Annotated in this window: 13 protein-coding genes; 5 read left to right on the top strand and 8 right to left on the bottom strand. The window is 41.0% G+C overall.

Annotation, left to right across the window (positions count from 1 at the left end; translation table 11 throughout):
- Positions 1-11: 11 nt before the first annotated feature.
- From fliD to AAGU76_RS14280, 4 genes are read right to left on the bottom strand one after another with little or no spacing between them, the layout of a single operon-like run.
- Complete coding sequence (fliD, locus tag AAGU76_RS14295; RefSeq protein ID WP_342486185.1) at positions 12-2,303, bottom strand: flagellar filament capping protein FliD; 2,292 nt, start codon at positions 2,301-2,303, stop codon at positions 12-14.
- A 49-nt stretch (positions 2,304-2,352) separates the two neighbouring features.
- Entirely contained in the window at positions 2,353-3,417 is a 1,065-nt protein-coding gene (locus AAGU76_RS14290) for a chemotaxis response regulator protein-glutamate methylesterase (RefSeq protein ID WP_342486184.1), read from the bottom strand.
- Between the two features lie 2 nt (positions 3,418-3,419).
- Positions 3,420-4,226 carry a protein-glutamate O-methyltransferase CheR gene (locus AAGU76_RS14285; RefSeq protein ID WP_342486183.1) on the bottom strand — a complete coding sequence of 269 codons (807 nt, stop codon included), beginning with the start codon at positions 4,224-4,226 and terminating at the stop codon, positions 3,420-3,422.
- A gap of 1 nt (position 4,227) precedes the next feature.
- Positions 4,228-6,273: a chemotaxis protein CheA gene (locus AAGU76_RS14280; RefSeq protein ID WP_342486182.1), complete on the bottom strand. Its 2,046-nt coding sequence runs from the start codon at positions 6,271-6,273 to the stop codon at positions 4,228-4,230.
- 187 nt (positions 6,274-6,460) lie between these two features.
- Here AAGU76_RS14280 and AAGU76_RS14275 point away from each other — a divergent pair, with 187 nt between their 5' ends.
- From AAGU76_RS14275 to AAGU76_RS14255, 5 genes are read left to right on the top strand one after another with little or no spacing between them, the layout of a single operon-like run.
- Positions 6,461-7,903: a hypothetical protein gene (locus AAGU76_RS14275; protein WP_342486181.1), complete on the top strand. Its 1,443-nt coding sequence runs from the start codon at positions 6,461-6,463 to the stop codon at positions 7,901-7,903.
- Positions 7,890-8,198, top strand: coding sequence for an EscU/YscU/HrcU family type III secretion system export apparatus switch protein (locus AAGU76_RS14270; protein ID WP_342486180.1), 309 nt, complete (start codon positions 7,890-7,892; stop codon positions 8,196-8,198). Before AAGU76_RS14275 ends, AAGU76_RS14270 begins: the two co-directional genes overlap by 14 nt.
- A gap of 27 nt (positions 8,199-8,225) precedes the next feature.
- The gene (locus tag AAGU76_RS14265) at positions 8,226-8,858 is read left to right on the top strand and encodes a PilZ domain-containing protein (protein WP_342486179.1); all 633 of its coding nucleotides are present in this window, start codon (positions 8,226-8,228) and stop codon (positions 8,856-8,858) included.
- Positions 8,859-8,864: 6 nt separating this feature from the next.
- Positions 8,865-10,646 carry an S-layer homology domain-containing protein gene (locus AAGU76_RS14260; protein ID WP_342486178.1) on the top strand — a complete coding sequence of 594 codons (1,782 nt, stop codon included), beginning with the start codon at positions 8,865-8,867 and terminating at the stop codon, positions 10,644-10,646.
- Positions 10,647-10,657: 11 nt separating this feature from the next.
- The gene (locus AAGU76_RS14255; protein WP_342486177.1) at positions 10,658-10,927 is read left to right on the top strand and encodes a late competence development ComFB family protein; all 270 of its coding nucleotides are present in this window, start codon (positions 10,658-10,660) and stop codon (positions 10,925-10,927) included.
- 64 nt (positions 10,928-10,991) lie between these two features.
- On the opposite strand, the gene AAGU76_RS14250 is transcribed toward AAGU76_RS14255, so the two are convergent.
- Genes AAGU76_RS14250 through AAGU76_RS14235 form a run of 4 tightly spaced genes read right to left on the bottom strand, consistent with a single transcriptional unit; the run spans position 10,992 to position 14,299 of the window.
- Positions 10,992-11,474, bottom strand: coding sequence for a chemotaxis protein CheD (locus tag AAGU76_RS14250; protein WP_342486176.1), 483 nt, complete (start codon positions 11,472-11,474; stop codon positions 10,992-10,994).
- A complete protein-coding gene (locus AAGU76_RS14245) occupies positions 11,471-12,076 on the bottom strand; it encodes a chemotaxis protein CheC (RefSeq protein WP_342486175.1) in 606 nt (201 codons plus the stop codon). The genes AAGU76_RS14250 and AAGU76_RS14245 overlap by 4 nt, the downstream gene beginning before the upstream one ends.
- A 24-nt stretch (positions 12,077-12,100) precedes the next feature.
- The gene (locus AAGU76_RS14240) at positions 12,101-13,576 is read right to left on the bottom strand and encodes a FapA family protein (protein WP_342486174.1); all 1,476 of its coding nucleotides are present in this window, start codon (positions 13,574-13,576) and stop codon (positions 12,101-12,103) included.
- Between the two features lie 21 nt (positions 13,577-13,597).
- Positions 13,598-14,299 carry a flagellar hook-basal body protein gene (locus AAGU76_RS14235; protein ID WP_342486173.1) on the bottom strand — a complete coding sequence of 234 codons (702 nt, stop codon included), beginning with the start codon at positions 14,297-14,299 and terminating at the stop codon, positions 13,598-13,600.
- Positions 14,300-14,305 lie beyond the last annotated feature (6 nt).

Raw genomic sequence — 14,305 nt, 5'->3', positions numbered from 1 at the left:
TTATCTCCTTTCTAACTGCTGCTCATCATGTCGGTGAACCAGGAACTTTGTGAATTAAGCTTGTTTAAAGTCGTTTCCAATGATGAGAATTTGCTCCAGTATCTTTCCCTCTCATCAGCCATCTTCGTCTTAAGCTCTGTCAGCTTTTCATCAAAGTCCTTTATTCTTTTGGAAATATTGTTCCGGTCAGAAGTAATTCCGCTGTCAAGCCCTGCTTCGTCAATGAGAGTACCGCTTGTTCCGTATGCTCCCACATTTGCCACCAGCAATTCTCTGATTCGAACACCTATACCCGAAATTCCTCCTTCTGAAGCAGTTGCCGAAAACAGGCTTGAAATTTCATCAGGGCTCTCAAGCAGCTTCGCTTTTAGCTTATCTTCGTTTATCACCAGTTTTCCGCTTGTGTCCATGGATGCGGATGATATGCCTATATCAGAAAGTGTAAGGCTGCTGACTGAAGTCTTTCCTGTCATGGCTTGCCTCAATTTTCGCAGCACACCGTTCATGTTGCTGTCGCCGTACAATATTCCCTTTTTTGCCTGCGTTGTCCAATCCTCTATTTCGCTTTCAGACATCTCTTCCTGCTGGTCAGGCGTTAGAGGCTGATAGTCTCTGTCAGGTTTTTCTTTAGTCTTTGAATTTAAAAGTTCAATTATTTCGTTGTAATCATTTATAAATTCCTTAATTCTTTCAACTACTTCATCAGTGTTGTTTGTAATATCGAAAGTTATTTCTGCATCACTTTCAGTCAGTCCTTCTACTTTTTTATTAAGTTCTATATTGATTCCGTCTATTGAGAAATTGGCTGTGCTTCTTACTACAGAGGTTTTTACACCGTTTAATGTATATGTCATTTCAGTGTCTTTTCCGTCTGTTATATTTTGACTTGAAGCATCTCCGAACAATGCACCAGCCAGATTTCCCCCGTTGACTTCCTCAACTTTTATGCCAATGTGCGAGCCGGTTTCATCTGCCGTGATCGAAAAGGTGTCTGTGGTCGACAGGTATGAAACGGTTACCTTGGCATCAGCATCGTTGTTGATGGTTTTGATAATGTCGTTTAATGAAGCGCTTTTTTCAAATTCAAAGAGTTTGTCATTAATTTTTACTGCATATCCGCTGTTTCCGTTTGAAAGAACAGTTTCAGTCAAAGGCATAGACAAACCAGATTCATTTATGGCAGCAGTTTTGTTTAATCTGTTGCAGTCTCCTGACTGAATGCCTGTTATGTTGCTTAATTCTGTACTGATGCCGCTTACACTGAACAGGTTTGTGCTTCCGCTTGCGGCACTGAATGTAAGCTGCTTTGTTCCAGTGCCGTCTAATTCATTGTAATCGTAGCTGACTGCAACCTTTCCTGTACCATAGGCTTTGTCCAGCTCAGTCTGCAGATAGCTTTTCAAATCCGTGCCGTCCTGAATTCCTTCTTTCAGATATATGGTCTTTGCTACACCGTTATATTGAAATTTAAAATATGCATTTGTGTTTGAAAAAACGTCGGACTGTGTCCTGTTTAATTTTTCGTCATCCACTGCTTCTGTAGATTCGGCAGGTTCGCCAACTTTCATATTCAGAAAGTTCAGAACATCATTGCTTGCAGCCGTCAGCTTGGTTGTTGTTCCCTCAGGAGAATTGACAATCAGCTTGTTGTCAGCAGACACGCTGTACCGTAAAATATTATCGCTTGAATCATCAGATGTTCCGCCATTCAAATCTGCTATTTTTTCAATTTGGCTGTTAAGCTGGTCTGCTACTGCCTGCAAATCTACCTTTTCGTTTCCCAAACCAAACTTGCTGTCGATGGCGAGCTTGTAGGTTTTGCCTTCATATTCAATGCTCATTGAATCCCCTGCCAATGAAGATACGTAGCTGTTCAGACTGTCAGAACTGAAGGATTGGCTTGATGTCTTATAGGTTGACGTCATGGATGCATAACCTGCTACACTTGATATGCTGTTTATGGAAAAATTCTGAATGTTGGTCTGATCTCCTGAAACGCTTACATAATCAGATGTAGATTTGTATGAATATGCCTTGAAAAAGTTTGAACTCAGTATATTTGTTTTTGATCCCGATGAATAAGAAAGATACTTGTTGTTGAATGCAACAAGCTTGTTGCTTATCTCCCTGTATGCCTGCTGCCTGTACAGCAATTTCTGTTTGGACTGGTACGCCTTGTTTATTTTTGATTTTGTGCCTGACAGCATCTGGTTTACCAGTTCGTCAGTATCCAGTCCTGATACCAGTCCCCCATAGCCCTTGCTTGAAGTTGAACCGTATAAGCTTGTAGATAATGTTGACATTTCTATCTCCTTTCTGAATCAGAATTATATTTTCCTATTATATCAATTATCATTTGTTTACATGCCTGATGATTATATCAGCAATGTCATCAATGCTTGCCTGTACTGCAACTGCTCCTATGTTAAAGGCAACCATGGGCATTCCGTAAACAACCGATGACTTTTCGTCCTGACCGATGGTGTAAGCTCCATTTCTTTTCATGTTCAACAGTCCCTGAGCCCCGTCCTTGCCCATACCTGTAAGAATTATTCCTATAGAATTTCTGCCTGCTGCTTCAGCTACGGAGTTAAACAGCACATCAACAGATGGACAATGGCCGCTGACTTTCTCTCCGGGCCTGCAGGAAACGTAGTATCCCTTGTCGTCCTTCTCCAGCCTCATTTGTCTGTCACCGGGGGCGATGAGCACCAGTCCCTTTTCGACCCGGTCTCCGTTGGAAGCCTCTCTTACCTCCAGAGCACAGATTTTGTTCAGCCTGTCTGCATACATCTTCGTGAATCCCGCAGGCATGTGCTGCGTAACCAGAATACCGGGCATTTCCTTAGGCAGAGATTTGAGTATTGCAAGTGTCGCCTCTGTCCCTCCCGTAGAAGCTCCGATTGATATTATTGGAGAAGAAGATATGTTATATAGATTTCCAACCGGCGGATTTTCCCTGACAACAGGGGAAACAGGCCTTAAAACAGGCAGTTTTTCCCTTGAAGCATACGGAACAAGCTTCGCTATGGAAGCAATCTTTATCTTGGTCCTGAGTTCGCTGAAAAAAATGCTCAGATCATTTTTGGATGTCATGTCAGGCTTCTTAACAAAATCCACGGCTCCTGCATGAAGCGCATCAAACACACTGATGTTCATTGAGCTTACCAGCACTACCTTTATGGGATTTTCATCCATGAGCTTCTTCAGAAAAACAAGTCCGTTCATTTTTGGCATTTCAACGTCCAGAGTCAGTATGTCCGGTTTGAGGTCCCTTATCTTTTCACCTGCATCAATGGGATCAACAGCCGTACCAACAACTTCTATCCGGTCATCTTCGCTCAGTTCCTTCTTCAGCACATTCCTGAAGAGAAGGGAATCGTCTGTTATCAAAACTTTTATTTTCTTTATATTCATAGTTATTCCTTCTTGTATATTGCAGGCTGCACATACGAAAACCTTGACTGATTTCTTTGAATTGTCTCTGCATGTCCTATCATCAGGTAACCTTCAGGTTTTACGGCTTCGTAGAACTTGTTCACCATATTTACTTTTGTTTCTGCATTGAAGTAAATCATAACATTCCTGCAGAATATAACATCGTATTTGTTTTTGTCGGTAATGGTGTCCATCAGGTTGAAGACCTTAAACGTCACATTTTTTCTGATGGCTGGGGCAACCTGGTACTTGCCGTCATCGTTTTTTTCAAAATACTTTTTCCTGTATGGCTCCGGAATCTTTGAGAGGCTTTCTTCGCCGTATACTCCTTCCCGAGCCTTTGAAAGCACATTGTCCGATATGTCGGTGGCAAGTATCTGAACCTTCCATGAGCCTGAGTTAAGCTTGAAGTAGTCGTCTATAACCATTGCCAGGGTATAAGGTTCCTCTCCTGAAGAGCATCCCGCACTCCATATGTTAAGCGTTTTTAGCCTGTTGTTTTTTTCCTCGTTGGGCAGAAACACCTCCTTCAGGAATTTGAAGTGGTTTTCTTCCCTGTAGAAATACGTGTAATTTGTTGTAAGCTTGTTTATGAGCGTAATAATTTCATCTTTGTCGTTTTTTTTGATACTCTCCAGGTATTGGCTGAAACTGCTCATGCCCTTTCGCTCTATCATGTTAGACAGCCTTCCTTCGATGAGTATCCTCTTCTTGGAAAGGTCTATGCCGTAGTTCTTATGCATTATCTTTACAAATTCCAAAAATTCGTTGTCCGTTAATTTTACCATACTACATGCTCTCTATAAGATTTCCTATATCTAGGATTAAATTTATGCTTCCGTCTCCAAGTATGGAGCATCCGGATATGCCTGCTTCCTTCAGGCTGTATTTAGTAAGCATAGGAGGCATCGGCTTAACCACAACCTGCTGCTCTCCGATTATGCTGTCCACAAACAGGCAAATGCTGCTGTCACCTGATTCTACCAGAATGAGAATGCCGTCGTCAACCTTGGTAATCTCAGTTGGTATGTTGAATATTTCGTTGAGCCTTGCCACAGGGTAGCACTTTTCCCTAATGAGTATCATCTCTCCTCCGTCAGTGTTGTGGATTATGTCATCCTCAACGGTCCTGAACGACTGCTGGATGTTCTTGATGGGTATTATGAACTCAGATCCGCCCACAACAATCTGCATGCCTGATACTATTGTAAGAGTAAGAGGTATCTTGAATGTTATCACTGTCCCCACGTCTTCCTTGCTGTCCAGAACAACAGTGCCGCCAACCTTCTCAACATTGGACTTTACAACATCCATGCCAACGCCTCTTCCGGAATATTCTGTTACGGTGTCGTTCGTGGAAAAGCCCGGCAGCATCAGAAACTGGAATATTTCCTTTGGTGTATATTCGCTTTCCGGCTTTGTCAGCATCTCTTTTGACTTTGCCTTAGAAAGTATTTTCTTCAGATTAAAACCTCTTCCATCATCTTCCACAGTGATGTGAATTTCGCCGCCTGTGTTTGATGCTGAAAGCATTATGGTTCCTTTTTTATTTTTACCTTTATTGATTCTGTCTTCTTCCGATTCAATTCCGTGGTCCATGGCATTTCTTACCAGGTGCATTATCGGATCCGAAATGCCGTCTACAATCGTCTTGTCAATTTCCGTTTCTTCTCCTGACAAAACCAGTTCCACGTCCTTGCCCAGTTCCTTGCCCATGTCCCTTACAATACGCTTCATTTTCTGGAATATTCCTGAAACAGGCACCATCCTCAGTGACATGACAATGTCCTGCAGTTCATCCGTAAGCTTTCTCATCTGCCTCGTAGATTTAGTAAAGCTGTCAAGGTTAAGCTTCTTTATCTCACTGTCCGCTGCAACCATGGATTCTGCTATTACAAGCTCTCCCACTATGTTGACCAGTTTGTCCAGCTTTGAAAGGTTTACTGTAATCAGGTTCTGCTTGCTGTGTTTTGACGACGGTTCCCCTTTTTCTGCCTTTACGGGTGCTGCAACCTTTATCTGATTGTTTTTATCAGTTTCGTCCGATGTTTTTTCCTGAGTCTGTTTTTTTTCAGACGGCTGATCCGTGTATTCCAGGACTGTGTAATTTTTTACATTCAGTGCCTCTCTAACCACTCCCACTGCCGGGTCTACCGAATCGCTGTCACTTATGAATACGTAAAAGCCATCCTTTGCAATATCCTGAGAGGTCTCGCTTAAAGTCTCAACATTTTCGGGCTTGTAAGAAAATTCAATACCGCTTTCCTTAAGCTGGTTTACAATCATGAAGGCTCTTAAGTTTTCCATTCCGATATCGTCATCAAAAATTATTTTAATGGCATATTTTTTTTCAGTTTCTTCATCTGCCACGGCAGACACTTCCTTCCCCTGGGTGCTCAGTGCTGCAGCAGCTTCCTCCTGTGCCGAACCTCTATTTGATATAATCTGCAGAAAGCCCTGTATTTCAGCTTCAAATTCCTCGAGGTTTTCCTCAAGCTCCTTGCCTTCTTCTATCTTTGATATTTCACCCTTAATGAAATCGGTAAACTTAAACACAAGATTCACCAGTTCTTCATTGAACTTATGGTCGATGCCGTTTTCTCTTATGAAAAAAAACAAGTCTTCTATTTTATGTGAAATTGTCATGATGCTGTTATACTGCATCATCGCTGATGAGCCTTTGATAGTGTGCATTATTCTGAATATTTCATCTACGCATTCCTTGTCAAATGCCTGCTGGTTTTCTGCTCTAAGCAATATGTCATCCAATTGCTCCAGCAGCGAATTTGCTTCAAAAAGATACATGTCAAGCACTGAATCAAAATTATTATCCATACCCGGTCTCCTTATTATACATATCTTAATTTTTATATCGGCATAATTTAAATTTTGTTAAGAGGTTGGATGAATTTTTTTATAAAACTGGACAGGCCGCTTATTAATTTGTTAAATGTGACGATATATAAATAGAAATATTCGTATATTTTTGATATAATAAAACAAGAACATTGCAGGAGATTCTATGTTGGATAATAATATAAACATAAAAACAACCAACCCAGTTAACGATAACAGCATTGCAAAGCCTAAAATAAAGACTGAACAGGTCGTTCCTTTTGATGCGGTGGATCCCACAAAGGTAACCAAGCCGACCAAGCAAAGCGAAAGCAACCAGACAGGAAGAAATCCGCTAAACTACAATCCGGATTCTGTCTTCGAAAAATTCATAAGGTCCCTTGAAAATTCCCCTGTTCTGTTAGAGGGGGCAAAAAAACTTCTTCTAAACAAGCAGTTCATAAATTACAACATCAAGGGCGATTCATCCATAAACAAACTGTTTGAAACATTCCTGAAAAGCATTGAAATGAATGAGGAAGAAATCCTTAGTTTCCTGAAATTTCAACAGGAATCATATACCAGGTATCACGGTGACTTCTTCAATGCTCTGAGAAACCTTTTTAAGAGCAATCAGGACAACAAGGATTTCAAGGTCATATTAAGGAACTTCCTAAGGAGCTACGACTGCTTTGTTTCTGTTGACGAAACCAACAAGTCTGTAAATGCCGCCTTGAAAAACATAGAAAGAAACCTTCCGGATATATTGAAGAAATCATTCAATGAACTTACCGAAAAGCTTCTTGACGATTATTCCTCAAACAGCACGGACATTAATTTAAATGTTTTAAAAAATGAAATAATTCCTTTCATGGGACGATATATATCCAAGATGAATGACTTCGGCCCTGTGAGAGACTACGTATCGGTGTTGATTCACAACATCGTGAGGCTGGAAAACGCATCAAAGGACAACTTTTCCGAGGACCTTGACAGCCTGTTCGATTTCATAAAATACAATTTAAATGTTGGCGAAGATGAAATGCAAAAGCTTAAAATGTCGCTGATCAATACTTATGAGGATTCCTCAAATGTGAAAAACAGTTCGATTGATTCGTTTTTGAAGCTCATTGAATCCGGCGTTAAAGAAAGCAGCAATCCTGTAACACAGGGAATGATGGAAGACATGACAGAATCACTGTTGTTCAGCCAGAATGTGCATATTCCTCTCACGCACATGTTCCTGCCTCTTAACTACAACGGCATGTTCATGTTTTCTGAAGTGTGGATAGGCAAGGAATATGACCGTTCGGGTGGAAAGGACAAAAAGTCCGGAAAAAAGGAATACACACAGACCTACAAGGTGTTTATGACTTTTGACATACAAAATTATGGCTACTTTGAAACAACTTTGGTCCTGAAGGATTCAAATATCATGCTGGACATTTATGTTCCAGGCAGTCTGTCCTCATTTGCAGATACCATTAAAAATGACCTTAGTAAAATTTTTGCTGTAAAAAATTTGTCCCTATCCGGTTTAAGCGTATCCGAAAGCACAAAAAAACGAAGATTCACGGAAGTGTTCAGCAATCTTTCAGAAAGGAAAAGCGGCGTAGATGTCACAATATAAAAATAATACAAGTTTAAATAAGGCTGTTGCGTTAAAATACGATCCGAACAAAAGCAGTGCCCCTGTAGTTATAGCATCCGGATGCGGCCACATAGCAAACAAGGTTGTGGAAATAGCCGAGGATAGCGGCATTCCTGTCTACAAGGATGATTCCCTTGCTGTGGTGCTTTCGCAGCTGGATGTGGGAAGTGAGATACCGGAGGAACTTTTTGGTGCCATAGTAGACATTTATATTTACTTTTTAAATTTCAAGATACCAAAGAACAATGATCAGGATTATCAAATGACATCTTGATAAAAGAACATACTGCAAGGAGTTATTATGGACAACCCAGGATTATTAGTGAAAGTATACGACGAAAAAAAAGAAGAGCTAGGAAGCGGACACCTGCTGAGCATAAACAGTGAAACAATACGAATAAAAGGATCGGACCTACCCGTAATCACGTCTGGAACAAAGGTTCACGTGGAAATCTTCAATGAACTTGTGGGCATATCACCGTATGTCTGCGAAATAGGAGTGGCTTCTAGGAATCAACTCAACGCTCACATCCTGAGCAAGCAGGACGTTGTTGAACGAAGGAATTCTCTCAAGGTCCGCACAGATTTGTCCTTTAATTCTGAATCCTTATTAAGAAACGGCAAGGACATCACGGATGAGGTTCCAAACATGAAAATTCACGTTATGAATCTCAGCGTAGGCGGAATGCTCATATCTTCCAATTACGAGCTCTCTCTGTACGATGAGCTGACATTCAGGTTTCAATACGCAAAGTACCAGGTAATATCACTTCATGCAAAAGTGATACGTATTGACAAGAAACAGGATCCTGAAAACGAAGATCTGAAAATTGTCAACTACGGATGTTCATTTGAAAAAATGACAAGATATAACGAGTCTGTCATAACTCAGTACTTGTTTGACAGACAGCTGCAACTTTATAAGAACAGGTAGGAAAAGATGAAGAAAATTACTATATTGACTATATCATTATTACTAGCGTTCAGCATGTTTTATACAGCTTATGGTGAAAGCACTTACTTAAGGGCCAAGTTTACGGAAAAAACTGTTACAGGAACAAACTTCAAGGAAGTCACCATAGAGCCCTACCGGTATCAAAACGGCTCCAGACTGGAAGACGCAGAGGATACGACCTACTACATATATCTTCCTACAGGTTACCTTGTCTTAGGAAAGAGCGCCTCTTTTGTTGCAGACTCCGAAGGTGAATATCCATTTACAGTATATTACGGAAATTATAAAAAAACCTTCGTATATACAGTTGACGGAATTGATGGAGACGACTCGGACTCGGATGACGATGACGACATATATTTCAGCTATGAACTTCAGTATGATTACGAAAAAAAACAGGTGCTGTTCCACATGGACATAGACAAGCTAAGAACGGTTACCACTCCTGAAGGAACAAAGACTGCAAATGAAGTCAACTATTACATCAGCAAGCTTACCAACAGCTCGCCCTATGAATTCAAGATTACCATAGACGATGAAACATTTGCCTACAAGGCAGTGAAACAGGGAGAATTTTACCTCCTCATTGAGCAGTGGCCTCTGAACTATGACAATTACAGCACGCTGGTTGAGTACAAGGGATATAACTTCACCAACAACAAAAACTACTCTGCCTATCCCTCCAAGGATATTTATGAAGACAACGGCAACTACGAAGCATTGGTGAAATCTTCTGACGGCACATCCCAGAGCCTTTTTGTGTTCGACATAGACGGCATTGACTTCAGGCGTCCTGAAGTTGATGTGGATTTTCTTGATGACAACACATTTCACATGGAAGCAGAAGATGACTTCGGCCTTGATTATTTAATCACGTTTGACGGCAAGTACGTTCCCGTAAAAAACGGATCCAAGGAATTTACCTATACCCACAGCACGGCAGTTGATTATAACGGAGAATATATTTTCACAGTTGTTGACAAGGCAGGAAACAGGACAGTTGCAACAGTCAAACTTGATTCAAAAAAAACTCCGAAAAAGCACAAACTGAATCTGGATGTTCATAATTTTGACAACACAAGCAAGCTTTTTAAAAACGTAGGTTTGCCTTACGATGAAGATGATGATGACGAAGTCAGTTACAAATCCATACTTCCGGCATATATGAACGGCAGCAGCCTTATGTTCAACCCTGATTCACCAATCACAAGGGGTGAAATGATAACGGTGTTCTGCAGGCTCAACGACCTGCCCTATGACAGAAACGCGTATCTGAAAACAAAGTTTACTGATATTGAAAACCACTGGGCAAGAGACTACATAGCCATGGGGAGCGCCAAGAAATATGTTTCCGGCTACAAGGACAAGACATACAAACCGGACGGCTATGTAACCAGGGCGGAATTCAGCCAGATGCTTACAAAAATAAGCACCTACAAAACCATGATCAGTTCAATTCCGGCTTCCAGCAACTACAGTTACCTGGATATTTCCGGTCACTGGGCAGAAAGCGAAATAATAAAGATATCCAGCAGGAACCTGCTGGGTTCTTCAGGAAACTACTTCTATCCTGACAGACCCATCACTAGGGCAGAGGTTGTGCATGCCGTAAACAGGCTTTACGGATACAACCCTTCAGGAATCGAACTAAACTTCATCAACTCCGTTTACAAAAAGTACTACAGCTTCAAGGACATAGAAAAACACAAATATTACAGCGACATTGTAATTTCCGTAGTCGGAATGTACAGAGAAATAATAAAATAAGAGGTGCTGATATGATAACAAACTACATGGAAGAAATAGTTAAAAACCAACTGGACGGAATTTTGAAGTCAGAAACTGCTTACAAGGACGTATGCCGGTGCGAGCACTGCATGGACGACATAAAGGCCAAAGCCTTGAACAACCTTAAACCTTACTACATCACAACAAAAAAAGGAGAGGTTTTTGCGGAATACTCCTCCCTTGAAACCCAGCACCAGGCAGAAGTCATAGCTGAAGTGATCAAAGCCATAGAATTTGTATCAAAGAACGTTAAGCATTAAAAAACTGTGGGGACAGACATTTTAGTATCAAATAGATATCTAAAAAATCTGTCCCCATATTTGTCTAGATTATTTTAATATTCTTTGCAAAGGACTTAATTGTTAAATTTCCTGTGCTGCTGTCAAAAATTATTGTCCGGCCGTAGTTTTCTCCCGTGTCTGATGCAACTAGTTTGACATTGAGCTTCTGAAGCGTTTCCTTTGTAGCCAGAACGTTTCTTTCGCCTATGTTTCCTATTGTCGAGCTGTTTTTTATCTCGAACATCCTTGCTCCGCCGGCTATCTTTGCAACCATTCTTGAACGCAGGCATCCCATTGATTCCATCTTTTTAACCATCTCGGCAATTCCCGTATCAGCGTACTTGAACATGTTTATCCTGTCATCATTTTTATTGTATGGAAGCATAACGTGAGCCATCCCTGCTATCTTGTTTACCTTGTCTATTATGCAAATTCCCACACATGAACCGAGGGCATATGAAATGAGCCCTTCCGGAGAATATACGATTTTCATGTCCGATATTCCAACGTTTATTTCAGCACTCATATATCCAATCCAAATTTGTTAAGTAAGATTTCCAGGGATGTCATGCTTGGCAAAAGAAGCATGTGGCTGTAAATGGTTTCTTCCTGACAGAAGTATTTTTCCTTTATGAATATGACTTTGTCAGCTGCATCGGCAAATTCTGCAGTCACAGCATCCAAAAGTGCTCCGGACATGTCTATGTTGATACACGGTACAGTAATATCTATTGCCATGTTTGTAAGAGAGGAGATGGAGTTCACATATGATGAAACCATTATGTTGCCTATTTCTGACAACGCAGACATCTCCATGTCTGAAATATCCTCAAAGCCTTGAAGCTCCGTACCCAACAGAGAATTCAATATAAGATGAACAAATTCCTTTCTCAGAAGAAAGAATATTACCCCGTTTATGTCGCCTTCAAAGCTTACCAGTATTCCCACAACTACATTCTCTGCTCCCCCTATGGAGTTTAGAACATCTTCGTAATCCAAAAGGCTGACTTCAGGCACATTCATATCAATCCTTTTTGAAAGCATCTGCGACAATGAGGTCACAGCGTTGCCGGCTCCTATGTTGCCTATTTCCTTTAGCACATCTATGTGAATTTCATTTAATTCCATTTTTCCTCCTATGGCAGCCCGATGTTACTGCTCAATGTCTGACGGATTCAAGGGAATAACCGCAATGTCGTTTCCGTCGTTGTATATCTTGCTGTAACTTATGTCCTGCCTTACCCTGTGTTTCATCCATCCTATTGAAATCCTGGTGTTGGCATACATAACTCCCTTACACACTATCTTGTGATTAGCTATGTTGTCCGTGGGAGCCATATCCGTAAGCTGTCTTTTTAAATCCTGTATCTCATTGTTTATTTTTATTTTCATGAATATGAGCTGCTTTTTAACGTTATTTTTGCTGTTATCATCCATGAAGGAACTGTTTATAAGTTCAGTTCTTTCATCTATATCTTTAAGTTCCTTATTCTTAGCGTCAAGTTCCTTTTCCAGGTGGTCATTGAGTTTTTTCTTGGAGGTATATGATTTTTGTTCCTCCATGTATCTGTCCAGATTTATTACAAGATTTGTTTCTGCATTGGTCTTGCTTCCTATGGTTTTGGCATATATCATATTTTCCGCCTGGCTTGTGCCGCCTATTATGGCTGCATTGGATCCCCTCAGCATTATGGACTCTCCGGCTTTTACATCGCTGTTTATCAATGCCTCGGCATATATGCATTTTTCAGATTCTATTGCTGCATTTTCTATGTACTTGCTTGTTATGTTGCCCCTGGCATAGATTGTCCCTCTTCCCATACCGTTCATGCCCTTGCCTATGACCACGTCGCCTCCGGCTCTTATATGTGCCCCTTCAACCATTCCGCGGATTTTTATGTCCCCTTTGGATATGACTGAAAAACCTGCCTTAACATCACCGTTTATAACCACGTTTCCTATAAAATCAATGTTGCCTGTTTCATTATCCACATTTTCGACTTTGTACACGCTTTCGACGTATACCTTGCCATTGGTTATTTCCGCGCTTCCGTCCGCAGTTGCCAAAACACTCAACCCGTCATCGGATACGCAGGTGTTGTTGCCGTGACTGAATGAAACTTCCTTTCCCTTCCTGTACGCAATTTCCTGCCCGTATACGTCAATACCGTCCACGCCTTTCTGTGCAGGAATTATATGGCAGAGAACATCACCTTTTTTTACATTTACAACGTTGTTTAGATTTCGAAAATCAATGGAGCCATCTTCCTTTTCTGTGAACTTTAGTTCCTTTGACGTTTCAAAATCATATACAAGTACGGCATCCGTACCGTTGATTGGTTCCTTGCCACAGGCTGCAGCCAGTTCCTTGGTGTACTCCCTGTTTTCGCAGTACTTGCTGATGTCATCCTTTCTTATGCCGTAAACTATTCCCTGTTCATCAAGATAATCAAAAATTTCATCACTGCCTATTGATGCTTCCTTATCCAATAACTCTACCCTTATATATACCTTTAACTTGTTTGCCGATACTAAATGATTGATGTTGTATTTAGGCGGCTGTTCATCGCCTGAATAAAGCATGTCTCCGTCCATAACGATGTTTTGCGTACTGTTAAGCTCTTCCATAGTACCGCTCCTTTAAATGTATTATCTGCTTAAAGAGTTGATTGTCTGTTCTATTTCATCTGCTGTCTGTATAACGTTTGAGTTAAGCTGGAAGGATCTTTGAATCGTAAGCAGCCTGACCATTTCTTCGGCCATATCCACATTGGATGATTCCAGGAAACCCTGCATCACCCTTGAATCTTCAGACATGCTGTATTCCGCATCCTCATTGATGACCCTGTACAAATTGCTTCCTTCCTGCGCAAGATCACTGTTGTTGGCAAACTTGAACACTCCTACACTTATATTATCGGCACCGTTTTCCAAAATTATAGGTTCTTCTTCATCATTTAAAACATATCCTCCCTGGTAGGTCAGAAAAATTTCTCCGTCCACGTTTGTTGCCTTAAAGCTTCCGCCCCTTGTATACATGTTTTCATCTTCAAACTGCACCGCAAAAAAACCGTCTCCTGCTATGGCAAAGTCAGTCTGAACTCCTGTTGAATACAAGGCTCCCTGCTGAAAATTCACATCAGACTTGTTCAGCCTGCTTCCGCTCCCGGCCTTGAGATTTGTTATTTCTCCTTCGTTGCCCCGTATGTTTGTGTACAATAAATCCGAAAACTCAGCCTTTGACTTCTTAAATCCTTCTGTCTGTATGTTTGCCATGTTGTTTGATATTACATCCAGATAATTCTGGTTTCCTGTTGCGCCGTTTACTGCCGTGTAGTACGCCCTTATCATATTCTG

It is taken from the genome of Sedimentibacter sp., assembly GCF_038562225.1.
In the GTDB taxonomy this organism is placed as follows: domain Bacteria; phylum Bacillota; class Clostridia; order Tissierellales; family Sedimentibacteraceae; genus Sedimentibacter.
The sequence above is the reverse complement of the archived record's forward strand: the minus strand, read 5'-3'. Positions and strand labels throughout refer to the sequence as shown.

What these genes read in the sequence shown, in the direction of transcription:
- AAGU76_RS14235 (WP_342486173.1), bottom strand. Translation starts at nt 14,299, where the DNA reads ATGATAAGGGCGTACTACACGGCAGTAAACGGCGCAACAGGAAACCAG.
- AAGU76_RS14260 (WP_342486178.1), top strand. Translation starts at nt 8,865, where the DNA reads ATGAAGAAAATTACTATATTGACTATATCATTATTACTAGCGTTCAGC.
- AAGU76_RS14285 (WP_342486183.1), bottom strand. Translation starts at nt 4,226, where the DNA reads ATGGTAAAATTAACGGACAACGAATTTTTGGAATTTGTAAAGATAATG.
- AAGU76_RS14270 (WP_342486180.1), top strand. Translation starts at nt 7,890, where the DNA reads ATGTCACAATATAAAAATAATACAAGTTTAAATAAGGCTGTTGCGTTA.
- AAGU76_RS14250 (WP_342486176.1), bottom strand. Translation starts at nt 11,474, where the DNA reads ATGAGTGCTGAAATAAACGTTGGAATATCGGACATGAAAATCGTATAT.
- AAGU76_RS14245 (WP_342486175.1), bottom strand. Translation starts at nt 12,076, where the DNA reads ATGGAATTAAATGAAATTCACATAGATGTGCTAAAGGAAATAGGCAAC.
- fliD (WP_342486185.1), bottom strand. Translation starts at nt 2,303, where the DNA reads ATGTCAACATTATCTACAAGCTTATACGGTTCAACTTCAAGCAAGGGC.
- AAGU76_RS14265 (WP_342486179.1), top strand. Translation starts at nt 8,226, where the DNA reads ATGGACAACCCAGGATTATTAGTGAAAGTATACGACGAAAAAAAAGAA.
- AAGU76_RS14240 (WP_342486174.1), bottom strand. Translation starts at nt 13,576, where the DNA reads ATGGAAGAGCTTAACAGTACGCAAAACATCGTTATGGACGGAGACATG.
- AAGU76_RS14280 (WP_342486182.1), bottom strand. Translation starts at nt 6,273, where the DNA reads ATGGATAATAATTTTGATTCAGTGCTTGACATGTATCTTTTTGAAGCA.
- AAGU76_RS14275 (WP_342486181.1), top strand. Translation starts at nt 6,461, where the DNA reads ATGTTGGATAATAATATAAACATAAAAACAACCAACCCAGTTAACGAT.
- AAGU76_RS14255 (WP_342486177.1), top strand. Translation starts at nt 10,658, where the DNA reads ATGATAACAAACTACATGGAAGAAATAGTTAAAAACCAACTGGACGGA.
- AAGU76_RS14290 (WP_342486184.1), bottom strand. Translation starts at nt 3,417, where the DNA reads ATGAATATAAAGAAAATAAAAGTTTTGATAACAGACGATTCCCTTCTC.